The organism is Asticcacaulis machinosus (assembly GCF_028550435.1).
Classification (GTDB): Bacteria; Pseudomonadota; Alphaproteobacteria; order Caulobacterales; family Caulobacteraceae; genus Asticcacaulis; species Asticcacaulis machinosus.
Genome location: NZ_JAQQKV010000001.1, coordinates 155,337 through 177,809 on the forward strand (window position 1 = coordinate 155,337; position 22,473 = coordinate 177,809).

17 protein-coding genes are annotated in these 22,473 nt (G+C 55.2%); 11 read left to right on the forward strand and 6 right to left on the reverse strand.

Annotated features, from left to right (window positions below; genetic code table 11):
- The first annotated feature begins 4 nt into the window (after window positions 1-4).
- From PQU98_RS00730 to prfB, 3 genes are all read left to right on the forward strand, one after another.
- Window positions 5-1,276 carry an N-acetylmuramoyl-L-alanine amidase family protein gene (locus PQU98_RS00730; protein ID WP_272742973.1) on the forward strand — a complete coding sequence of 424 codons (1,272 nt, stop codon included), beginning with the start codon at window positions 5-7 and terminating at the stop codon, window positions 1,274-1,276.
- A 285-nt stretch (window positions 1,277-1,561) separates the two neighbouring features.
- On the forward strand, window positions 1,562-3,907 hold the full coding sequence (locus PQU98_RS00735; RefSeq protein ID WP_272742974.1) for a penicillin-binding protein 1A: 2,346 nt from the start codon (window positions 1,562-1,564) through the stop codon (window positions 3,905-3,907).
- A 62-nt stretch (window positions 3,908-3,969) separates the two neighbouring features.
- Window positions 3,970-5,092 (forward strand): peptide chain release factor 2 gene (gene prfB, locus PQU98_RS00740; protein ID WP_272742975.1). Its coding sequence is split into 2 segments (ribosomal slippage): window positions 3,970-4,038 and window positions 4,040-5,092, totalling 1,122 coding nucleotides; the frame shifts between segments, so codons are not numbered across the junction.
- A gap of 15 nt (window positions 5,093-5,107) precedes the next feature.
- On the opposite strand, the gene PQU98_RS00745 is transcribed toward prfB, so the two are convergent.
- The 4 genes from PQU98_RS00745 to PQU98_RS00760 all read right to left on the reverse strand — a co-directional run bounded on the left by PQU98_RS00745 (window position 5,108) and on the right by PQU98_RS00760 (window position 8,542).
- Entirely contained in the window at window positions 5,108-6,022 is a 915-nt protein-coding gene (locus PQU98_RS00745) for a YihY/virulence factor BrkB family protein (RefSeq protein ID WP_272742976.1), read from the reverse strand.
- A 133-nt stretch (window positions 6,023-6,155) separates the two neighbouring features.
- Entirely contained in the window at window positions 6,156-6,722 is a 567-nt protein-coding gene (locus PQU98_RS00750; protein ID WP_272742977.1) for a bactofilin family protein, read from the reverse strand.
- Window positions 6,706-7,848 (reverse strand): peptidoglycan DD-metalloendopeptidase family protein, encoded by a 1,143-nt coding sequence (locus tag PQU98_RS00755; protein ID WP_272742978.1) that lies wholly within the window; start codon window positions 7,846-7,848, stop codon window positions 6,706-6,708. Before PQU98_RS00755 ends, PQU98_RS00750 begins: the two co-directional genes overlap by 17 nt.
- A gap of 202 nt (window positions 7,849-8,050) precedes the next feature.
- Window positions 8,051-8,542: a peroxiredoxin gene (locus PQU98_RS00760; RefSeq protein WP_272742979.1), complete on the reverse strand. Its 492-nt coding sequence runs from the start codon at window positions 8,540-8,542 to the stop codon at window positions 8,051-8,053.
- 142 nt (window positions 8,543-8,684) lie between these two features.
- Between PQU98_RS00760 and PQU98_RS00765 the strand changes: the two genes are divergently transcribed.
- A complete protein-coding gene (locus PQU98_RS00765) occupies window positions 8,685-12,842 on the forward strand; it encodes a YhdP family protein (RefSeq protein ID WP_272742980.1) in 4,158 nt (1,385 codons plus the stop codon).
- A 45-nt stretch (window positions 12,843-12,887) separates the two neighbouring features.
- Here the strand turns inward: PQU98_RS00765 and tyrS are convergent, their stop codons facing one another.
- On the reverse strand, window positions 12,888-14,147 hold the full coding sequence (tyrS, locus tag PQU98_RS00770; RefSeq protein ID WP_272742981.1) for a tyrosine--tRNA ligase: 1,260 nt from the start codon (window positions 14,145-14,147) through the stop codon (window positions 12,888-12,890).
- Between the two features lie 104 nt (window positions 14,148-14,251).
- Between tyrS and PQU98_RS00775 the strand changes: the two genes are divergently transcribed.
- Entirely contained in the window at window positions 14,252-15,391 is a 1,140-nt protein-coding gene (locus PQU98_RS00775) for an anhydro-N-acetylmuramic acid kinase (protein WP_272742982.1), read from the forward strand.
- Window positions 15,392-15,397: 6 nt separating this feature from the next.
- Here PQU98_RS00775 and PQU98_RS00780 read toward each other — a convergent pair whose 3' ends face one another.
- Window positions 15,398-16,042, reverse strand: coding sequence for an alpha/beta hydrolase (locus tag PQU98_RS00780; protein WP_272742983.1), 645 nt, complete (start codon window positions 16,040-16,042; stop codon window positions 15,398-15,400).
- 223 nt (window positions 16,043-16,265) lie between these two features.
- Here PQU98_RS00780 and PQU98_RS00785 point away from each other — a divergent pair, with 223 nt between their 5' ends.
- From PQU98_RS00785 to PQU98_RS00810, 6 genes are read left to right on the forward strand one after another with little or no spacing between them, the layout of a single operon-like run.
- Entirely contained in the window at window positions 16,266-16,829 is a 564-nt protein-coding gene (locus PQU98_RS00785; protein ID WP_272742984.1) for an Rrf2 family transcriptional regulator, read from the forward strand.
- A gap of 3 nt (window positions 16,830-16,832) precedes the next feature.
- Window positions 16,833-17,990 carry a cysteine desulfurase family protein gene (locus PQU98_RS00790; RefSeq protein WP_272742985.1) on the forward strand — a complete coding sequence of 386 codons (1,158 nt, stop codon included), beginning with the start codon at window positions 16,833-16,835 and terminating at the stop codon, window positions 17,988-17,990.
- Entirely contained in the window at window positions 17,990-19,456 is a 1,467-nt protein-coding gene (sufB, locus tag PQU98_RS00795; protein WP_272742986.1) for a Fe-S cluster assembly protein SufB, read from the forward strand. The genes PQU98_RS00790 and sufB overlap by 1 nt, the downstream gene beginning before the upstream one ends.
- Before the next feature lie 16 nt (window positions 19,457-19,472).
- Complete coding sequence (sufC, locus tag PQU98_RS00800) at window positions 19,473-20,222, forward strand: Fe-S cluster assembly ATPase SufC (protein WP_272742987.1); 750 nt, start codon at window positions 19,473-19,475, stop codon at window positions 20,220-20,222.
- Window positions 20,222-21,256, forward strand: a complete 1,035-nt coding sequence (gene sufD / locus PQU98_RS00805) for a Fe-S cluster assembly protein SufD (protein ID WP_272742988.1) — start codon at window positions 20,222-20,224, stop codon at window positions 21,254-21,256. Before sufC ends, sufD begins: the two co-directional genes overlap by 1 nt.
- On the forward strand, window positions 21,246-22,463 hold the full coding sequence (locus tag PQU98_RS00810) for an aminotransferase class V-fold PLP-dependent enzyme (RefSeq protein ID WP_272742989.1): 1,218 nt from the start codon (window positions 21,246-21,248) through the stop codon (window positions 22,461-22,463). Before sufD ends, PQU98_RS00810 begins: the two co-directional genes overlap by 11 nt.
- The last annotated feature ends 10 nt before the right edge of the window (window positions 22,464-22,473 follow it).

The following is a 22,473-nucleotide window of genomic DNA, read 5'->3' on the forward strand; positions in this document are numbered from 1 at the left end:
TTGAATGATCCGGGTGCTCAGGCATTTGGTCGGCTATGATTTTCATAAGGCCGTGAAAATAGCGACAGCGTCGGTTCTGGCGGCCGTAATCTGCATCGGTGTGTCCGAAGTCACCTCAGTGCGGGCGGCCACGGATACGGCCGCCTCCGGCGATGTGGCCAAGGTGCGCTTAGGCGGTGATAAAACCCAGACCCGCATTGTGCTTGAGCTCAATCGCGCGGCTAAGGGGAAGCTTTTATCCGCAGATACCGCCTCCTCGGCGGTGCTGGACCTGAGCGATGTGCGTATGGATGGCCCATTAAGCGGTGAAGGCCGGGGTCTGGTCTCCGGCTGGCGCGTTGAAAATCAGGGCGGGGCGGTACGCCTTAAGCTCACCTATCAGGGACAGGCTAAGATTGCGCGCCGATTCATTCTGCCGCCGGCAGATGGCGTGGGCGTTTACCGCTATGTGATCGATGTGGTTCCCGCCGCGGTGACACCTCCGGGCGATGAAGCTACACGCCTTCTGATACCCGACACCACAAAAGCGTCCGCTGCGACTCAGTTGAAGGCCGAAGTGCCGCTGCGTCGCTCATTGAAAAAGATTGTCGTCATTGATGCCGGGCATGGCGGCAAGGATTCCGGTGCTTTAGGGGTCTTTTCATACGAAAAAGACGTCAATCTGGCAGCGGCCAAGGCTTTGAAGACTAAGCTCGAATCGACCGGGCGCTATAAGGTCATCATGACGCGCGAAACCGATGGGTTTGTTGATCTGTCAGCGCGGGTACGCATTGCCCGCAGTGCTGATGCCGATCTGTTTATTTCACTCCATTCCGATTCGGGGCCCAATAAGACGACCCGTGGCGCCAGTATCTACACCCTGTCTGATTCGGGGACTGAGCGGGCGGCGCGTAAGGCTCTGGTGCGTGGCGACTGGTCTTTGGCTGAGCGTCCAGCCGATCAGATGGTCAATCGTATCCTCATTGATCTTACGCAACGGGCCACCAAGAACCGGTCGGCGACCTTTGCTCAGGTGTTGCTCAATAATATTGGCGATACGACCCCGCTGCTGAAAACCAGCCACCGTCAGGCCGGTTTTGTGGTGCTGCTGGCGCCGGATGTGCCGGCGGTATTGCTGGAAATGGGCTTTATAACCAATGCTCAGGATGAAAAACTGCTGAACGATTCAGCGCAGCGCAACCGCATGATGGGGTCTGTGGCGAAATCGATTGATCAGTATTTTGAAAATGATGTGCGTTACGCCTCATTTGTCATGATGCCCAAGTCTGGTCGCTAAGCTCAACCTGCCCAGTCAAAGGCCCTGCGGTAAGCGCGGGGCCTTTTTTATGTCCGCAAACTTGTGGCGGAATTGTCAGGTTGACGCACCTTTGACGCTATTCCCGCGAAATGCGATTGCCTAAGCTGGCAGGTTTGATAAATACATAGCCTTAATTAAGGTGATCCTGGCTTCAGGCGGGGGGCGTGACGGCGTTTTTGTCAGGCGGCCTTGAAGGTTAAGGGTCGGAGGCGCAGCAAGTTGAAATCAGCCGAACGTTGGTTTGCCATGGCAGGGGTCGTGCTCATGACGGTGATCGCCGTTGCGGGCTTTGCGATCGCAATCTATGCCGCGTGGCTGTTTCATGATCTGCCCGATGGTACGGAACTGGCGGATTATCGTCCGGCGACGTCGACGCGCGTTTTTGCCTGGGACGGCACCCTGATCGGGGAGTTTGCCAAGGAGCGTCGCATCTATGTGCCCTATGACCGCATCCCGCCGCGTCTGGCGCAGGCCTTTCTGGCCGCTGAGGATCGTAATTTTTTTGCGCACTCAGGGGTCGATGTCGGGGGCTTAAGCCGGGCGGCAGCCAAGAACGTCGTCAACTTTGCTGAGGGCAACCGCCTTGAGGGCGGCTCGACCATAACTCAGCAGGTCGCCAAGAACGTACTGCTGACCAATGAGCAGACCCTGGGCCGCAAGCTGAAAGAAGTCATTTTGGCCCGCCGGCTTGAGGCCTCACTTGATAAGAAGCAAATCCTTGAGCTTTATCTCAACGAAATCTTTCTGGGGTACCGCTCGAACGGCGTAGGTACTGCCGCCTATAACTATTTTGGCAAGTCGGTTGATGAACTGTCTTTGAGCGAAATGGCCTACCTGGCGGCCTTGCCTAAGGGGCCGTCCAACTATCACCCGACCCGCCGTAAGGCTCAGGCCATCGAGCGTCGCAACTGGATTTTGGGTGAAATGGCCAAGGTCGGCTGGGTCACACCGGCTGAAGCTCTGGCGGCTTCAAAAGAAGATTTGGTGGTGCAGGCCGCCCCGGCACGCGCCAAATACCGCGACGCTGACTATTTCGTCGGTGAGGTTGAGCGCCGCGCGCAGAATATCTTCGGTGACGAGATTTACTCCAGCGGATATTACTTACGCACTACCCTTGACCCTAAACTGCAAACGACGGCGCGTATCGCCCTTATGGACGGACTGGAGCAATATGACCGCCGCCACGGCTGGCGGGGGGGCTGGGACAATATCGACTTTAAGGATGGCTGGCGGGCGATTGCCCTGAAACGCGCGGCACCGGCTGAGCGCGAAGACTGGCAGCATGCCATTGTTGAAAAGGCATCGTCGTCTTCGGTCAGCATTGTCACGGCTGCTGATGGCACGCGTGGACGTTTGGCCGATAATGATGTCATCTGGGCGTTCGCGGGGGCGGGGCTTAAATCCGGTGATTTGATCTTCGTGTCGGAACAATCCAAAGGTCTGTTCAGGCTTCACCAGATTCCGGCGGTCAACGGCGCGCTGGTCGCTGTTGATCCGTGGACCGGACGGATCGTGGCTATGGTGGGCGGCTATAGTTACTCTCTGTCGAAGTTTAACCGTGCCGTTCAGGCTAAGCGCCAGCCCGGTTCGGCCATCAAGCCTTTCGTCTATGCGGTGGCGCTGGAGAATGAGTTTACGCCTGCGTCTATTGTTATGGATGCGCCTATTTCTATGGCCGGGGCGAACGGCGAAAAGTGGTCGCCGAAAAACTACACGCGTCGTTATTACGGGGCGCAGACCCTGCGCAAAGGCCTTGAATACTCCCGCAATGCCATGACTGTGCGGCTGGCGCAAAAGGTTGGGATTAAGACCGTTTCACAAAAGATCGCTGAATTTGGCATTGCCGATAATCTGCCGTCCGTTTTGCCGATCGCTTTGGGAGCCGGAGAGACCACCCCTTATAAACTGACGGCGGCCTATTCTATTTTCGCAAATGGTGGCCGCAAGATTCGTCCGCATCTTATTGAGGTGGTTCAGGATCGTGAAGGGGGCGTCGTCTATAAGGCCGAAGCCCGCAAATGTCCGGGAGCCTGTAAGCGGGCGTTTGATGGTACGGAATCGCCCAAGCTTTTGCCGGATGGCACACCGGTTATTGATCCGATTACCGCTTATCAGATCACCTCCTATCTTGAAGGTGTGGTTCAGCGCGGTACAGCCGCGCGTGCCAATGTGATTGGTCGTCCGATCGCCGGTAAAACGGGCACCACTAACGAATACCGCAGCGCCTGGTTTGTCGGCTATACGCCTGATCTGGTCGTTGGTGTATTTGTCGGCTTTGATGACAACCGCTCATTGGGGGAAAGTGAAACCGGTGGCTCAGCAGCTTTGCCGATCTTCATTGATTTCATGCAGCAAACGCTGAAAAATAAACCGGAAAAAGCCTTTATAAAGCCCAAGGATGCAGTCTTTGTGTCGGTGCGTGGTTATGAAGAAGCCTTCCGTCCGGGCACGGAACCTAAGCCGGTCGTGGCGGTGACACCTTCTGACATAGAAGGGCCAAAGCCTTACACAGAGATTTGGCGTGATGGCCTTACCGAAGAGGCTGCTCCCTCAGCGGAGACGCCTGAGCGCAAGCCCTATGTGGATGAGGCTGAGCCCATTCTGTATTAAACCTTGCCTTCATAGCGGCGGGGATGTATCCCGCCGTCTCTATTTTTCAAAAGGATACTGGTATGCGACTGGATGTTGAGGCTCAGGCCCGCGACATCGAGCAATCCATTGGATTGCTCAGGAGGCGTCTTTGACTGGGATGTCGCTTTAAGACGTCTCGATGAGTTGAATGCGCGCGTCGAAGACCCGACGCTGTGGGATAACCCGGAAATGGCGCAGAGCGTCATGCGTGAGCGTACCAAACTCAGCAATTCCGTGGATGCGGTCAAAAAGCTGGAGCAGGAACTCAAAGACGCGCTCGATTACGCTGAACTCGCCGATATGGAAGGCGACGAGGCGCTTCTGGAAGAGGCGCGCGCCATGCTGAAGTCCCTTAAAGACTACGCGGGCCGGGCCGAGTTGGAGGCTCTGCTGTCAGGCGAAGCCGATGGTAATGATGCCTATCTCGAAATCAATTCCGGCGCCGGCGGAACTGAATCCTGCGATTGGGCCGGGATTTTGATGCGGATGTATATGCGCTGGGCGACCGCGCATGGCATGACCGTATCGGTTGAGGAAGAAACACCGGGCGAGCAGGCAGGGATCAAGTCGGTGACGTTGACCGTCAAAGGCACGAACGCCTATGGCTGGCTTAAGACGGAAGGTGGGGTGCACAGGTTAGTGCGGATTTCACCGTTCGATTCCAATGCGCGCCGTCATACATCATTTGCCTCAGTCTGGGTCTATCCAGTGGTTGATGATGCGATCGTCATCGATATCAACCCGGCGGATGTGCGCACCGATACCTACCGCGCGTCAGGGGCGGGCGGCCAGCACATCAACAAGACCGACTCAGCGGTGCGTTTGACCCACATTCCGACAGGTATTGCTGTGGCCTGTCAGGCCGGACGTTCTCAGCACGCTAACCGTGATGAGGCGTGGAAGATGCTGCGGGCGCGACTTTATGAGGTCGAGTTGCAAAAACGCGAAGCGGCTCAGCAGGCGCTTGAAGATCAAAAAACCGATATCGGTTGGGGACATCAGATCAGATCCTATGTCCTGCACCCCTATCAGATGGTCAAGGATTTGCGCACCGATGTTGAGACTTCGGATTCGCAAGCTGTGCTGGATGGTCATCTCGATCCCTTCATGGCGGCGTCTCTGGCGCAAAGGGTCGGGGCCACGCGCGACGCTGCTGAAACATAAACCCAACCCCTGAGATTACATCTCAGGGGTTTTTCGTGTTTTGACGCGTCTATGTTTTGCGGTGATGTGTGAGCCAAAATAACGGCTGTAGACTTGCGTAAACTCGGCCCCGAAAAAGAAGATCTGGGTCGAATAATAGATCCAGACTAGGACGACGATTAGCGATCCTGCGGCGCCATAGGTTGAACTGAGCGCGCTTTGGCCCAGATAAATGCCGATAAAAAACTTGCCTACCGAGAACAGAAGGGCGGTGATAGCAGCACCTATCCAAACGTCACGCCATTCGATATGGGCATCCGGCAGCATCTTGAATGTCATCGCAAACAAAAATGTGGTGACGGCAAATGACACGGCCAAATTGAAACCATGCAGCATGAAGGCGGGCAAAAGGTTAGTAAACATACCGCCAAAAGCCGCCAGCGCCGCGGATACCACCAGTGATATCAGCAGTAAAAACCCAATGCCGACGATCAGGGCAAACGATAGGACGCGTTTCTTCAAAAACCATGTCCAGTGATCGTTGTCCTTACTTTCGACGTTCCAGATTGCATTAAGCGCGTCCTGTAACTGCGCGAAAAAGCCGGTCGCCGAGATAATCAGTGTGGCAAATCCAATCAGGGTCGCGACGATCCCCGCTTCACGATTGTGAGAATTTGTCATAATCGTTTCAATGGCTTGCGCGCCGGCGTCGCCTATAAGGTTTCTGATTTCGGCCACCAACTGAAGCCGCACAGAGTCTTCACCAAACGCCAGACCGGCTACCGATACCACGATCAACAATAGCGGGCCAATCGACAGGACACTGTAAAAGGCAAGGGCTGCCCCCAGACGCGGAGCTTTGTCAGCTAACCATTCGTCAAAGGTCTCCCGCAGCAATCGCCACATGAAGTTTAAGGTAAGTTCGGGTCTGTCGGATGAAGTTTCAGGCATGAGAGTCCGTGATTTAATAACTCATCATACAGGCGCCATTACCGATTGTGTGATTAAATCTCCATAAAAAAGACCGTGAGAAAATTGAATTTCTCACGGTCTTTTTTATATATCAGTAGATTATTCTGATAACTTAGTAAGATGGTTTAAGATCTGACAAGGCGTTCATATCATAGCTGCTTAGTGACGGTGTGCCGTAGTCAGCTGCGGTTGCATACTGGGCTGCGGGTTGAACCGGAGCGGGGGCGGCATGAACGGTTTCAGGACGTGCGCGTGATTGCAGGCAGCGACCTACGAAATAAGCACCGACGTCGATCGACAACTGTTCGTGGGTAATGTCGCCTTCGACATAGGCCGTTGCCGATAGGCGGACCTGCTTACCCGAAATGCCGCCAACGACACGGCCGCGGATTTCGATGGTTTCGGCTTCAATCGAGCCTTCGACATTGCCAGCTTCGCCGACGACCAGATGCCCCGCCTTCACATCGCCGCGAACGGTGCCCTCTAAGTGCAGGTCGCCGGTGCCGGTAATATTGCCTTCGATGATCAGGGTCGACGATAATACAGAACCGACCTTTGGCGCAGGCGCCATCACCGGCGCTGATTTCGATGAATTCATATTGACCGAGTTGAGGTCAAGCGGCGGAGCCACAGCCGCTTCGGGTTTTTCAACACGGGTTGGTTTAGTTTTGTTGAACATAATCTCCAGCCTTTACAAAGCGTGCAGGGTTTTGAGGACGACCATTGAGCCACACTTCGTAATGAAGATGCACGCCGGTCGAGCGACCAGTAGAACCCATTGCCCCCAGTCTTTGACCGACCGCCACACGTTGGCCGGTACGTACAGACAGGGACTGCATATGGGCGTATCGAGTTTTAAATCCATTGCCGTGGTCGATTTCGACCGCGTTCCCGTAGCCACTGCGCACACCTGAAAACGAAACTATGCCAGGTGCCGATGAGTAGATCGGGGTAAGGTAGGGGCCTGCAAAATCGAGGCCAAGATGGCTTTTGGGACGTCCCGTAAAGGGATCGAAGCGCACGCCAAAGCCAGACGTCGTGCGAATATTGTAGGCGGGGCGATTAAACGGCAGGGTTTCAGAAGATTTTTGCAGGCCGCGCATATCATTGAGATTGATCGCTGCATTACGGATGCGTGACGCGAAGCCTTCGTCGACATCAAGATATTGGGCCAGTTCCTTGGAGTCTTTGGCTTCAAGCAGTGGGTTGGCGCTCGATCCACCCTGCGCATAGGCGGCCGGATTAAGTCCAGCCAGACGGAAGGCAAGTCTTAAGCGTTCGGCACGGGATTTGGCAAAATTCTCAGCCTTACCCACCATGCGTTCCTGCTCGGCGCGGACGGCATAGATACGCTCAATGGGCGGCAGGGCTTCATCAACGGCTGCCGGAGATAGGGTGGCAGAAGCGCCGGGTACGTTTTTGAAATCTTTCAGAATATGGATCAATGCGCCATGACGCTTTTCAACGGTTGACGCCAGTTCATCAAGCGATCCTGACGCTTGGGTCAGTTGCTTGGTGGCGCTGTCTAGGCGAGCCTGCCGATCGGCCACCCAGCGCTCGGACTGAGCCTTCATCATGCTGATTTGCCGCTCAGATGCGCTTTCTGACAGGGCGATGAACGCTACAGCCCCCGTGGATATGGCAAGCCATGTCACAACGACCGAAGCCAGAACCGTGAAACCAAATTGCTTGCCTGAGCTTAGGACATAGCCACGGGTTTCGCCTCCTGAGCGAATATAGAGATGACGCTCAGGGAATGTTTGTTCCAGTACGTCACGAAGGCGTCCAAAGCTTTTCTTACTCATCACCGCCAGCACCCGATAGCTTGGTTAACTATGCCTTAACATCGCCATTGCGCAAGACCATAAATCCGCGTTTCTTTGGCTTTGGATGAAATTTTATCCAAAACTGTCTGAAATTAAGGAATTTATGTCAGTTCTGTGATGTTTCGTCCCGTTTTAGGAAGACTGTGCCTTGGGTATCAAAATCGGTGCCGCAGGATGACTGTCAGGATTTGAAGCCTTTCAGGGCCAATAATACCTCGGCGGCATGGCCGCTAACTTTTACGTTGCGCCACGCTTTGCGTACCATGCCATTCGGATCGATCAGGAAGGTTGCGCGCTCCGTGCCCATATATTTTTTGCCGTAAAGCGTCTTTTCGGCCCACAGACCATAGGCCTGAATGGTTTCGGTGCTTTCATCGGCCAGAAGCTCAAGATCAAGGTCGAACTTTTTGATAAAATTGGCATGTTTCTTAAGGCTGTCTTTTGAAATGCCGTAAAGGGCGGTATCCAGAGTCTTGAACTCGCCCGCCAGATCTGAAAACTCCTGCGCCTCAATCGTGCAGCCTTCGGTATTGTCCTTGGGGTAAAAAAACAGGACAACCCACTGCCCGTTAAGTTCGCGCAGGGTAACCTCGCCGCCCTTTGAAGAGGGCAGAGTGAAATCCGGCGCACTAAAAGGTTCAAATTCGTTTTGATTTATTTGTGCTTTTGCCATGACATAGCCTTTATGGATGCGTAAGGATGAGATAATCGATTCAGGTACGTTTGTGTGCCAAATTGGTTCTGCTGACACCCCTAAACTTTTAAAAAATTCTCGCCGCAGGGTTCTGCTGATTACTCGTGAAGTTTCTAGTTTAATGTACCCGATAACCCGCCTGGTGAGACAGCGCTGGCGGTTAAGTCTGGCTGTCCTGTCGGGCCTGTGCCTGATTGCCGGGGGACTACGGATTTATTCGGCACCGGTGAGGCTGGATAACCTCAGGCCGATCATCATTTCGCGGCTGGAAGAGACCTTGCCCGGCCATGAGGCCGATATAGGTCACATGGATCTGGTGTGGTTTCACGATGCCAATGCTTTAGGTTGGCGCTTTGAAGGCCTGACGGTTCGGGATCGTCAGAAGCGTGTTGTGGCCTCGGCTAAATCCTTAGAAGCGGCGCTTGCGATCGACAGCTTGTTTGCCTTACATATTGCCCCCGCGCGCCTTACGGCGAAGGACTTTTTTCTGGCGGCGACAGTGTCCGAGCGTGGGCGTTATGAGTTGGGGTATGAGGCCAGAGGCGCGCCCCAAACACGTGGGGGTGTGGCGCTTGACCGGCTGTTTCGTGAACTGGTCGGGCCGGAAAAGCTGGGCTCACCCATAAGTTATACGCGTCAGTTTGCCTTGCGGAATGGCCGCCTTGATATGCGTCAGGTCAATTCTAATCTGGCCTGGACGGCGGATATTGGCAGCATCGACTACACCAAGCACAAAGGGCGGATACGTGCCAATCTGGCACTATCGATTAAAAGTGGTAATCAAATATCAAACCTTAGTGCGCAGGCCACCGCAACCGAAGGACTAAAAACGGCAGCTATTGAGGCGCGTATCCGCAATCTGATTCCCTCGGAAGTCTTTCCGTCAGTCGGTCTGACCCGACCGATGGCGGGGTTTCATGCGCCGGTAAATGGCACTGGAACTCTGAAATACAGCGCCCGACATGGCTTTGAGACGACGGATCTCGATATCTCTGCCGGCAAGGGTTATTACGATTTTGGAAAATCAAAACAGTCGTTTGAGGCTTTGAATGTCGTGGCGACCTATGCCCGGCGCACGAAACGCATCGACTTCAAACGCTTTCGCGTGGTGTCGCCATTGCTGGAAGCGGATTTATTCGGCCATGTCAAAATCTGGCCGTCTGATGCAAAAATTGGCCGGAAACTGCTGATTGATTTTGATTTCAAGGGGCCTAAGGCTACGGGCAAACTGGCCGATGATTTCCGGGCTCAGACTCTGAATGATGTCCATTTCACCGGCGCCTATTCACCGGATACGCGTGAGCTGTTTATCAAATCCGGCCGTGGCCGTCTGGAGAAAGCCGTGGTCACCACCAAGGGGCGGCTTTATGCGGACGATAAGGGGCTTGGGGCCAATTTAACGGCCAGAATCGACGGTGATTTTACCAAGGAAACCGTTTTTGCGTTCTGGCCCGAAGGCCTTACCCGTGAAATGCGGCTGAACCTGATCGACCGCATTAAGGTCGGCACCTTGTCCAATGCCGATTTTACCTTATCGGCGCCGCCCGGTTATCTGACGGCTGATAATTTGCGCAATGAGGATTTGCGGCTCGATTTTGATTTTCGGGATGCGACGATCGAATTTGATCCGCGTCTTAAAGACGGAACGGGTCTTAAAGGTCACGCTGTGCTAATGGGCAGCCGGTTTGATCTGGATGTCGAATCCGGCTGGCTGGATAAGGCCGCAATCACGGACGGTCAGGTGCTGGTGCCGAGTTTTCACTCCAGTCGCTCTGGCAAGGGCAGCCTGACTCACATCTGGATTAAGGCACGTGCCGATGCGGTCGATGTGATCGAAGCGGTTGATCCAATTGCCGGGGGCGATCTGGCTGAAAACGGCCTTAACCGTGAGCGTCTGGGGGGGAAGGCAGATGTGCGCGTTGATATCCGTTTCCCGACCTTTCAGAACCTGAGTTCAGACACGTTTGATCTGACCTTCAATGCCGACCTGACCGATGCGTCTTTGAAGCAGGCGGCGCTGGGGTGGGATCTGACGAATGCGACGATCAGTGTGGACGGCGATTTACGCGCCAACCGGATTGTTGCGTCGGGGCCAGCGCTGCTTGGCCCGTACCGAGGCGAAATCGCCTACCACACGGCCTTTACCAAAACCGACCCTAAAGTGGCTTTCAAAGGTCAGTTTGATGCTGAGCCGTTTGGCGGGGCGCCGGATAAGCCGGTGCCGATTGAGGGCGAGTTTATCCTGACGGGTGGGGGCGATGAGGGCACGCAAGGTTCCGGTCACATACGTTCCGGCATATTTGACGGCGATGTGGCGTGGGAAGGCACGGATGAACGCCCGAACCATGTGACGATCCGTGGCGAAACGGATGCCAAGGGCATGGCGGCGCAAGGTCTGCCATTCATTCAGCATCTGGGGGCCAAAGTGCCGACACAGGTATCGCTGATACGATCCGGGGATATCTGGAGCGGGGAAATTCAGGCGCAGGCTTTTTCCGGCGATCTGGCCTACATTGAAGGCGCAAAGCCGCGACTGGTTTATCAGTCGGTTATCACGCCTGATGAGGCCCGCGAACTGGGCCTGAATGGATTGCCGCTGTTTAGAACGCAACGGCGGCTTAGCCTTAATATCGGGCTTGACGACCAAACGCGTGAGGCGCTCATCCGGGTTGATCAGTTTGAGGCAAAGCTCGGTTGGGCCAAGCGTGACGCCAGTAACGATATTGCCCGCACGCTGACCGCCAAAATCGCGCCGCAGGATTGGGTATCGCTTGGGCTACCCGAAGCCTTTTTCAAGCCCGCTGAAACCATCGATGCCAAGGCTCAGTGGTTGCAAACGGGCGCGGCTATGAGCGGGCAGATCGATCTGAAAGGGCATATTATCGACTTTACGGTGCCAGATAATATTGTCGGCTCGAACGGTTATCAGGCCCAGATACGCACCCGCGTCAATGATGGGCTTTTGACGTTGCTGGGCTATACCCATGATCGTCTGACCCTGACGGGGCAGGCCGATGTGGTCACCAGCCTTTACCGGCGCGGTGACCGCAATGTAACCGTGGTCAATGTCTATGCTCAGGACGCCGAGCTTAAGGTGTTGGGTAGCGACTGGGTTAAGCCCGCGGGTGAAGCTGCCGATTTCGCCTTTGAGATTGATGATAAAGGGGCTGGGCAAGGTATGAACATCGCACGCATCTATGGCAACGGAGCGTCGGTAAAGCTTGAGGGGCGGGCTTCATTAGACGGTGACGGTAAAATTGAATTTGCTGATCTGTCAGAGGTTTATCTGAAAAACTTCGCTGAGGGTTCCGCTAAATATTATGAAGCGTCGCAGGGCGGGCCAAGATTGATATCGGCAAGCGGCCGTTACTTTGACCTGCGCCCCTGGCTTATACCGAAGGCCAAAGACCAAGCCCCGGTCATAGTGGCCGATATTCCCCACGATCAGCCGACTGTGGAGCCATCCCCGCCATCTCCGGCAGTGCCGACGCGTCTGGTGGCAGATGTGCAGACTCTGAAACTGTCGCGGGACGGTGCGTTTCATGACGTGAAAATCAATCTGGATTGGGACGGCGGCAATGGTCTTGACGGAGCGCTGACCGCCAGGACAGCCAACAACAGTGTCATTCGGTTTGAAGCAGAGGCAAATGCGGCGCAACAGCCGGCCTACAGTCGCTTTGAGGGCACGCTTGCTGATACCGGCGATGCCCTGAAAACGGCCTTTGCGACCTCGCAGGTTCATCATGGCGAAACCGAAATCAAGGGGGTATTTACCCGCGGTCAGGTCGATGCCACGATCAGCGGTGAGCACATTCAGGTGCGTCAGATCCCTATACTGGCGCAATTGCTGACGGTGGGGTCATTGCAGGGGCTGGCCAACACCCTGACTGGCGAAGGTATTACCTTTGATGAGTATGAGTTGCCTGTGCGCTACCGCACGCGTGACCAGCTTTTGTTCATCAAGGACGGCTACGCCAAGGGCGAGGCGGTTGGGATAAATGTCTGGGGCACGTTCGATCGCGATAATAACTATATCGACTATCGTGGCAGCCTGCTGCCGGTCTATGCCGTCAATTCCATGTTCGGGGACGTGGCGAAAAAGGGGCAGGGGCTGGTCGGCCTCAGATACCGCGTCCGGGGGCGGCCACCAACGCCGCAGGTCGAGGTCGATCCGTTCTCGCTGGTCATACCGGGCTTCTTGCGGCAGTGGTTTGATAAGGATTTTGAAGACGAAATCCCACCGCTGGATTTGCCAGACGCACGCAAAAGCAAGGATTAGGCAGGTAAGGCTTGGGGGCATTGCCCCCAAACCGTGGAAATTTGATTAGATCGGTTTTACCAGAATGATCTTCTTCTTACCCTGACTGATCTTGATGACGCCATCAGGATTGAGGTCGGCCAGAGTGATGTTCTGGTTGCCATCGGTGATGGCGATGTCATTGACCCGCAGACCACCGCCCTGAGCCAGACGACGGGCCTCGCCGTTGGATTGGGTAAGCCCGATCTGGGTCGTCAAGGCCGCCAGCATGATCCCGGCCTCAAGAGTTGCGTTTTCCACTTCGACGGTGGGCAGATCGGCAGACAATACACCTTGCTCAAACGCCTTTTGGGCGGTATCGCGGGCGGTAGCGGCCGCCGCTTCGCCATGAACCATGCGGGTGGCGGCATCGGCCAGTATTTTCTTGGCTTCGTTGATTTCTGCGCCTTCCAGCTTTTCAAGGCGCGCGATTTCATCCATCGGCAGGTCGGTGAACAGGCGCATGAACTTACCGACATCGGCGTCTTCGGCATTGCGCCAGTATTGCCAGTAATCGTAAGGGCTCAAAGCGTCAGCATTGAGCCACACAGCCCCGCCAACCGTCTTACCCATCTTGGCGCCTGATGCGGTCGTCAAAAGCGGCGTGGTAAGGCCAAAAGCTGCGGATTGATTGATCCGGCGCGTCAGTTCAACGCCATTGATAATATTGCCCCATTGATCAGAGCCGCCCATTTGCAGGACGCAGTTATAGTTCGCGTTCAGTTCGCGGAAATCGACCGCCTGCATCAGCATGTAGTTGAACTCTAAGAACGTCATCGGCTGCTCACGCTCTAAGCGCAGCTTGACCGAATCAAAGGTCAACATCCGGTTGATGGTGAAGTGCGTGCCGAATTTGCGCAGAAATTCGATGTAACCAAACCCTGACAGCCAGTCATCATTATTGACCATGATGGCGTCGGTTTGACCGTCTCCAAAGGTCAGGAAGTTGTTGAACACGCTTTTGATGCCGTCCATGTTCGACTGGATCTGCTCGTCGGTCAAAAGCGGGCGTTGGGTGTCCTTAAAGGTCGGGTCACCGACCTTGGTGGTGCCGCCGCCCATGAGCACGATCGGCTTATTGCCGGTCTTTTGCAGCCAATAGAGCATCATGATCTGCACCAGATGGCCGGCATGAAGCGACGATGCCGTAGCGTCATAGCCGATATACCCCGTGATCGGCCCCGCAAGGAGGAGCGTATCAAGGGCCTCTGCGTCGGTGCACTGGTGGATGAAGCCACGCTCGCTCAGGACGCCCAGAAAATCGGATTTGAAGCTGGTTGCGGTCATATCTCTATCGAATGGTTGGAGAAAAAGAGCGGGACTAATGAGCCTCGACCTTAAGGGAAAGGCGTCATAACATAGGCGCGCACGAAAACCATAGGGAGAATCGTATGTCAGAGCTGAGTGTGTTTAAGGTTCTGGGCTTCATGACCGGCACATCTCTGGATGGCATAGATATGGCAGTGCTGCAGACCGATGGCGAGCAACGCTTGATCTTTGGGCCGTGGGCTGAGCGCCCTATGCCGCATGAAGTTCGCGCGGTGTTGCAAGCCACGGTTACGGCGGCGCTTAACTGGCCGCGCGGTGCGCCGGAGCCTGAAATTTTCAACGACGCCCGTAAGGTCATCACGGATTACCATTTTACGTCGGCTCAAGCGTTTCTGGCTGAACAGGGCATGAGTTTTGCCGATTTTGATCTGTTGGGCGTGCATGGACAGACGGTTCTCCACGAACGGCCCAAGGCGGGTGTGTCGGGGCGGACTGTGCAGCTATTTGATGGGCAGTCTTTTGCCGACATGACCGGCGTGCGGGTGGTCTCCGATTTTCGCATCGCTGATGTGGCCGCTGGCGGAGAGGGGGCGCCGCTGGCCCCGGTTTATCACCGGGCTTTGATGGCGCAGGCGGACCTAGACTTGCCCGTGGTCGTCGCCAATCTGGGCGGGGTCGCCAATATTACGGTCATTGATGAAGGCGGCGATATATCGGCTATGGATACCGGCCCGGCCAATGGCCTGATGGACCAATGGGTGCAAAAGCATGGCCGGGGGCACTATGATGCAGGTGGTGTGTGGGCAGCACTTGGGACGGTTGATCCGGCGCGGGTCACGGCCTATCTCAGTCATCCCTATTTTTCTGCTCATGCACCCAAATCGCTGGACCGTTATGATTTTACGCTGGCCGGGGTCGAGGGTTTAGGTTTCGAAGACGGTCTGGCGACTTTGTGCGAATTTACCCTGGAAAGTCTGCTTATGGGGATCAGGTTGTCGGGGTGCGCCCCCAAGGCCGTCATTCTGGCCGGTGGTGGTCGTCAAAATGCGTATCTGGTCAACAGATTACGTGCAGAATTTAATTCGCAAACCCAGCTTTATCTGTCCGAAGACCTCGGCTGGCGTGGTGGCGCAATCGAGGCCGAAGCCTTTGCCTATATGGCCGTGCGCTCACTACGGTCGTTGCCGATCTCGTTCCCCACAACAACAGGTGTGTCTCAAGCGTTAACGGGCGGGCGGCTGAATATACCCTCCGCCCGCTAAATGTGCTCAGGCGTCCGACAAGCGTTTATCCAGGTAAGCCCCTACGCGCTGCTCGATTTCCGGCAATTGATCGACCCAGAAGTGCGTCGCGTCTGGCACCAGTTCATGATCAATAACGATACCTTTTTGACTGCGCAGCTTGGCCACCACGCGGTCGACTTCGGCAGGGGGCACGACACTGTCGTTGGCACCATTGACGAACAGACCTGACGCCGGGCAGGGGGCCAGAAAGCTGAAATCATAGGCATTGGTCGGCGGCGATACTGAAATAAAGCCATCGGTTTCGGGACGGCGCATCAAAAGCTGCATACCGATATAGGCGCCGAACGAATAGCCTGCGACCCAGAATTGCGCGGCTGTCGGGTTTTTGGCCTGCAGCCAGTCGAGGGCGGTAGCCGCATCGGCCAGTTCGCCAATGCCGGCATCAAATTCGCCCTGGGATTTGCCGACGCCGCGGAAATTAAAGCGCAGAACCGAAAACCCGCGCGTCATGAACAGGTGGAACAATTGTACCGTGACCGGATTATTCATGTGGCCGCCCGCCTTGGGGTGCGGATGCAGGATGAGGGCGATCGGGGCGTTTTCTGTTTTGCCTTGTGTGTAGCGGGCTTCGATACGACCTGCGGCTCCGGCCAGAATGACTTCGGGCATTAATTCACCTCTGTAAGAATTTTGACGGCTAAATAACTTGACTAACGCGGTCGGAATTATTAAATCCGAATAACCTAGCGCAGTAGTCGGGCATTTTGTCCGCCATGTGCGCGGGTCATAGCACAAAGTTTTCAGTTTGCGCAGATTTTTAGTCGGTGGCCGCCTGTCACCGCTTATTTGTGCCAATAACCGTCCAGCTCAGGCTTTTGACGAAGGATTTCACATGCGTTTGTCAACCAAGGGGCGTTATGCCGTTATGGCCATGACGGATCTGGCGCTGCACGGTCAGGGTAAACCTATATCGCTGTCTGAGATTTCGGAACGCCAGCAGATTTCACTATCCTACCTTGAACAACTGTTTGCAAGATTGCGTAAGGCGGGGCTGGTTAAAAGCGCGCGCGGTCCCGGCGGAGGTTACTCTCTGGCCCGTTCGTCCGACGCTTTGTTTGTTGCTGAAATCGTGGTGGCGGTTGATGAGCCGATCAAAGCCACACGTTGCGCTCTGACGTCCAATAAACTTGGGGCTAATAAGCGATTGTCCAAGGAGAATGCGGCGCGCGAAATCGGCTGTATGCCCGGCGGTCAGCGCTGCCTGACCCATAATCTGTGGGAAGATCTGGGGTTGGCGATCCATGACTATCTGGCAAAGGTTTCTTTGAGCGACGTGATCCTTAAGCGTACTCGTAAGACGGCGGATGGCGACACGCTCAATATCCCGTCCTCATTCAGTGGTGGTCATAAAATCAATATTGATAAAATCGCCCGCGATCAGGAGATGGTGTCTTAAGCTATGTCCGCCTCACACGTGCTTTATATGGATCATGCCGCTACCTCGCCGATCAGGCCGCAGGCGCGTGAAGCCATGCTTACGGCGCTTGAACTGGGGGCGAACGCGTCCTCCGTGCATAGCCTCGGGCGGAAGGCGAAATTGATCGTCGAAGAGGCGCGGACACAGGTGCTTGATCTGGTGGGTGGATATGGTGCCAAGCTGGTGTTCACGTCCAGCGGTACTGAAGCCAATAATCTGGCGCTTCATCAGGCGATAGTTCGTGATGATATCACGCACCTGATCATCAGTGACGGTGAGCACGACAGCATTTACACTGCAGCCAACTACGTGGGTAAACCCGTTCTGAAATGGCCGTTGTTACCATCGGGTCTGGCTGATCTGGAGGCCTTAAAAGCGCTGCTGGCTCAGGTTGAGGGTAGGGCATTTGTGGCGCTGATGCTGGTCAATAATGAGACCGGCATCATTCAGCCGGTGGCTGAGGCCGCCGAAATTGTCCATGCCGCAGGTGGGTGGCTGCATGTCGATGCCGTACAGGCTGCAGGAAAAATCAATATTGATATTGAGACTTTGGGCGCGGATAGCCTGACCTTGACGGCGCATAAAATCGGCGGGCCAGTCGGCGTAGGTGCTTTGGTTTATAATAGCGGCCATACGATTTTGCCGATGATTACCGGCGGCGGACAGGAGCAGGGTTTGCGCGCCGGGACTGAAAATGTCGCAGGCCTTGCGGCCTTTGGTGTGGCGGCTTTGGCGGCGCGGGTTTGTGAGGGTTTACCCCAACAAACTTCAAACGAGGCCGCGCTTAAGGCTTTGGGGGCGCACATCATCGGCGAAGATGTCCCGCGTGTTTCAGGTATCACCTGTCTGGCGGTGCCGGACTGGTCGTCGCAATTGCAGCTTATCCATATGGATATGGCTGGCATTTGCGTCAGTTCAGGTTCTGCCTGTTCATCTGGAAAGGTCAAGCACAGCCGTGTCCTGAATGCTATGGGGCTGGAAAACCTGTCGAGCGGGGTCTTGCGCATATCGACCGGTTGGTCTAGCCAGCCTGCGGACTGGGGCCGGTTTTTTGAAGTTTGGTCGGGCGGGTATCAGACCTTCCGCGCCCGCCAGAAGACTAACAAGTCGACTAAGTTGAATATAAAGGAAAAAGCCTGATGGCGGCCGTTAAGGAAACCATTGATACGGTTCAAAAACTTGAGACCTATGAGCATGGTTTCGTCTCGGACATCGAGATGGAATTTGCGCCTAAAGGCCTCAATGCCGATATCGTGCGTTTCATTTCCGAGAAGAAGAATGAGCCGGAATGGATGCTGCAATGGCGTCTGGACGCGTTTGAGCGCTGGCAGTCGATGGATGAACCCGATTGGGCCAAGCTGAACTATAAACGTGTCGATTATCAGGACCTTTATTACTATGCGGCGCCTAAGCAAAAAGTGGCGCCAAAATCGCTGGATGAGATCGATCCGGAATTGCTGCGCACCTATGAGAAGCTGGGTATCCCTCTGAAAGAGCAGATGGTGCTGGCCGGTGTCGAAGGCGCGCCCAAATATGCGGTCGATGCCGTGTTTGACTCCGTTTCGGTGGTCACGACCTTTAAGGATGAACTGAAAAAGTCAGGCGTGATTTTTTGTTCAATTTCAGAGGCATTACGCGAATATCCTGAGCTGGTGCGTAAATATCTGGGCACCGTGGTGCCGCAATCGGATAATTATTTCGCAGCGCTTAATTCGGCGGTGTTTTCGGACGGATCATTTGTTTACATCCCACCGGGCGTACGTTGTCCGATGGAGCTTTCGACCTATTTCCGCATCAATGCGTCGGAGACCGGTCAGTTTGAGCGCACCCTGATCATCGCCGATAAGGGGGCTTACGTTTCGTATTTAGAGGGCTGCACCGCCCCGATGCGCGATGAAAATCAGCTTCATGCCGCCGTCGTTGAACTGGTCGTGCTGGAAGATGCCGAAATCAAATATTCGACCGTGCAGAACTGGTATCCCGGCGATGCGGAAGGCAAAGGCGGCATCTATAATTTCGTGACCAAGCGCGCCGATTGCCGTGAGCCACGCGCCAAGGTGTCGTGGACGCAGGTAGAGACCGGATCGGCGATTACCTGGAAATATCCGTCGTGCATCCTGCGCGGCGACGACAGCGTCGGTGAGTTCTATTCGATCGCGGTCACTAATGGTCATCAGCAGGCCGATACCGGCACCAAGATGATCCATCTGGGCAAAAATACCCGCTCACGGATCATCTCCAAAGGCATATCGGCGGGTAAGTCATCCAACACCTATCGCGGTCTGGTTTCGGCTCATGCACGGGCGGCGGGGGCACGGAACTTCACTCAATGTGACAGCCTGCTGATCGGTAAGACCTGTGCGGCCCACACCGTGCCTTATGTCGAGGCCGACACCGCCAAGGCGCAGTTTGAGCATGAAGCGACGACGACACGGTTGTCGGAAGATCAACTATTCTACGCCATGCAGCGCGGACTGTCGCAGGAAGAGGCGGTGGCCCTTCTGGTCAATGGTTTCGTGCGCGACGTGTTGCAGGAACTACCGATGGAATTTGCCGTTGAGGCACAAAAACTGGTGGCCATCAGCCTTGAAGGCTCGGTCGGCTAAAAAGAGAATAATGACAATGCTTAATATTGAAAACCTCACCGTCAGCGTTGACGACAAAACCATCCTTAAGGGCCTGACGCTTGATGTGCCAACGGGCGAGGTCCATGCCATTATGGGGCCGAATGGTGCCGGTAAATCGACGCTGGGCTACACGCTGGCGGGCCGTTCCAACTATGAGGTAACGGCTGGATCGGCCACGCTTAACGGCGAAGATCTGCTGGATAAGGATGTGCATGAACGCGCCGCGGCCGGACTTTATCTGTCGTTTCAGTATCCGCTCGAAATCCCCGGTGTTCCGGCCCTGACCTTTATCCGCACGGCTTTGAATGCTCAGCGCAAACTGCGCGGTGAGGACGAAATGTCGGCACCTGAGTTCCTGAAAACGACCCGCGAAGTGGCCAAGTCGCTGAAAATCGACATGGATATGCTTAAACGTCCGCTCAATGTGGGTTTCTCCGGCGGCGAAAAGAAGCGCATGGAAGTGCTGCAAATGGCGTTGCTTAAGCCGAAGTTCCTCATCCTTGATGAAACCGATTCCGGCCTAGATATCGACGCGCTTAAGGTCGTGTCAGAAGGTGTGAATGCCTTGCGTGCCCCTGATCGCGGGATGCTGGTCATCACCCACTATCAGCGACTGCTCGATCATATCACGCCGGATCGCATCCATATTCTGGTTGATGGTCGCATTGTTCATTCAGGCGGGCCGGAACTGGCCCACGAATTGGAAGCCAATGGCTATGACCAGTACCTCGGTGAGGCGGCATAATGGCGTTCGATCTGTTCGACCCCATAACCTGGCCAACGCGGCGCGATGAGGAATGGAAATATTCCGATCTGGCGCGGCATTTGCGCATCACGCCGCGTGAGTTGGAGGTTTCGACGGATATCGCAGCCCCGGCCCTGACGCTGGAGGGCTTCCATGTCCATAATGTCTTTGGGGCGGACTATAGCGGCCTTGAGGCGGCGGTTGCCGCGTCTAATGGTAAGCTGTGGTTGCGGCACTGGGCACGCGGGCGTCTGGACTGCGTGGCGGGTTTTCAGAATAAAGGCCGGATTGATCTTAAGGCCGGTGAGCATTTGACCCTGTTTGAGACCTATGAGGGGAAGGGTAATTACGCGGTTCATAGTGAGCTTGAACTCACTCTGGCTGAGGGTGCGCGTCTTGAGCGCGTGGTGGTGATGGACGAGCCGGAAACGGCAACATCCGTGCGGCAGTCAACGATTGATACAGCGCCCAACGCTCAGTATGTGCAGACCGTGGTATCGACTGGCGCGGCCTTTCAGCGCTTTGAAAGCCATGTAGCCCATGCGGGTCATGGGGCGGAAGTCCGCATGGATGGTGCGTACTTACTGAAGAACAAAACCCATTTCGATTACACCACGCGCCTTGATCATCAGCATATCAATGGCGTGACCACCCAAACTATCAAAGGGCTGGTCAAGGATCAGGCGCAGGTCGTGTTTCAGGGGCGTATTCTGGTGCAAAAGGGCGCTGATGGCACTGATGCCCGGATGCGGCATCAGGCGCTGATTTTGAATGACGGTGCGAGGGTACGCGCCAAGCCGGAACTGGAAATCTATGCCGATGACGTCCAGTGCGCGCACGGCAACACGATTGGCAATCTGGATGAAAACGCGCTGTTTTTTTGCATGTCGCGCGGCATGGATGAAGCCACCGCCCGCGGCCTTTTGATGCAGGCGTTTATTGTGCCGGTGATCGAAGCCATTGACGACGATCACTTACGCGCGGCGGTGCTGGAGTTCGTTGAGGCTAAGGCCGGAGGCTTTTATGGCGTTTGACGTCGCAAAGGCCCGCGAAGACTTTCCGATCCTGTCGCGGAAGATCAAGGGCAAGCCCCTGATCTATCTCGACAGCGGGGCCAGCGCCCAGAAACCGCGTCAGGTGCTGGAGGCCATGAGCGCACATGCAGCCACCTCATATGCCAATGTTCACCGTGGCCTGCATACTCTGGCGAATGAAACGACGGATGCCTTTGAAAAGGGCCGCGAAACCGTTGCGCGTTTTATAAATGCCGCTCGTGTCGAAGAGGTCATCTTCACCAAATCAGCGACAGAGTCGATTAATCTGGTTGCCTTCAGTTTCGGCACTTTCATCAAAGCCGGTGACGAAATCCTGATCTCTGAGATGGAGCACCATGCTAATATCGTACCCTGGCATATGCTGGCGGAGCGTACCGGGGCGGTGCTGAAATGGGTGCCGATCCTTGATGACGGCAGCCTGGATATGCTGGCCTTTGATCAACTATTGACGGATAAGGTCAAGCTGGTCGCCATAGCCCATATGTCGAATGTTTTGGGGACCATCAACCCGGTGGCTGAGATCGTATCCAAGGCCCATGCGGTAGGTGCCAAGGTTCTGATCGACGGCTGTCAGGGCGTGGTCCATCTGCCAGTTGATGTCCAGACGCTTGACTGTGATTTTTACGCGTTTTCGGCCCACAAGCTTTATGGGCCGACAGGCTTAGGTGTGTTGTACGGTAAGTATGATCTGCTGGCCGTCATGCCACCCTATCAGGGTGGAGGGGAAATGATCGCCCATGTCAGCAAAGAGCGCATAACCTATGCCGAACCGCCCCATCGCTTTGAAGCGGGCACGCCGGCGATCCTTGAGGTTATCGGCCTGACGGCTGCGATCGAATGGTTGTCGCAGTTTGACCGTGACGCAACTATTGTTCATGAAATGGCACTATATGACCGGGCCTATGAGGGCTTGCGCGGTATCAATAATCTGCGGGTACATGGCCATGCGGGCCACAAAGGCTCGATCCTGACCTTTTCTTTGGGGCAGGCCCATGCCCATGACGTTGCACAAATCCTTGATCGCTACAATATAGCGGTAAGGGCCGGTACACATTGCGCCGAACCGCTGATGACGCGCCTTGGGGTGACGTCGACCGTGAGGGCATCGATTGCGCTTTATAATACCGAAGATGAGATCGACGCTCTGATCGCGGCGGTTCAAAAAGCCCAGAGTTTCTTTGAGTAAGGTTACATAC

Coding starts and splice junctions, on each gene's coding strand:
- PQU98_RS00780 (WP_272742983.1), bottom strand. CDS start 16,042: ATGCCCGAAGTCATTCTGGCCGGAGCCGCAGGTCGTATCGAAGCCCGC.
- sufD (WP_272742988.1), top strand. CDS start 20,222: ATGGCGTTCGATCTGTTCGACCCCATAACCTGGCCAACGCGGCGCGAT.
- PQU98_RS00810 (WP_272742989.1), top strand. CDS start 21,246: ATGGCGTTTGACGTCGCAAAGGCCCGCGAAGACTTTCCGATCCTGTCG.
- sufB (WP_272742986.1), top strand. CDS start 17,990: ATGGCGGCCGTTAAGGAAACCATTGATACGGTTCAAAAACTTGAGACC.
- PQU98_RS00730 (WP_272742973.1), top strand. CDS start 5: ATGATCCGGGTGCTCAGGCATTTGGTCGGCTATGATTTTCATAAGGCC.
- PQU98_RS00750 (WP_272742977.1), bottom strand. CDS start 6,722: ATGTTCAACAAAACTAAACCAACCCGTGTTGAAAAACCCGAAGCGGCT.
- PQU98_RS00790 (WP_272742985.1), top strand. CDS start 16,833: ATGTCCGCCTCACACGTGCTTTATATGGATCATGCCGCTACCTCGCCG.
- PQU98_RS00735 (WP_272742974.1), top strand. CDS start 1,562: ATGACGGTGATCGCCGTTGCGGGCTTTGCGATCGCAATCTATGCCGCG.
- PQU98_RS00785 (WP_272742984.1), top strand. CDS start 16,266: ATGCGTTTGTCAACCAAGGGGCGTTATGCCGTTATGGCCATGACGGAT.
- PQU98_RS00745 (WP_272742976.1), bottom strand. CDS start 6,022: ATGCCTGAAACTTCATCCGACAGACCCGAACTTACCTTAAACTTCATG.
- PQU98_RS00755 (WP_272742978.1), bottom strand. CDS start 7,848: ATGAGTAAGAAAAGCTTTGGACGCCTTCGTGACGTACTGGAACAAACA.
- PQU98_RS00765 (WP_272742980.1), top strand. CDS start 8,685: ATGTACCCGATAACCCGCCTGGTGAGACAGCGCTGGCGGTTAAGTCTG.
- PQU98_RS00775 (WP_272742982.1), top strand. CDS start 14,252: ATGTCAGAGCTGAGTGTGTTTAAGGTTCTGGGCTTCATGACCGGCACA.
- tyrS (WP_272742981.1), bottom strand. CDS start 14,147: ATGACCGCAACCAGCTTCAAATCCGATTTTCTGGGCGTCCTGAGCGAG.
- PQU98_RS00760 (WP_272742979.1), bottom strand. CDS start 8,542: ATGGCAAAAGCACAAATAAATCAAAACGAATTTGAACCTTTTAGTGCG.
- sufC (WP_272742987.1), top strand. CDS start 19,473: ATGCTTAATATTGAAAACCTCACCGTCAGCGTTGACGACAAAACCATC.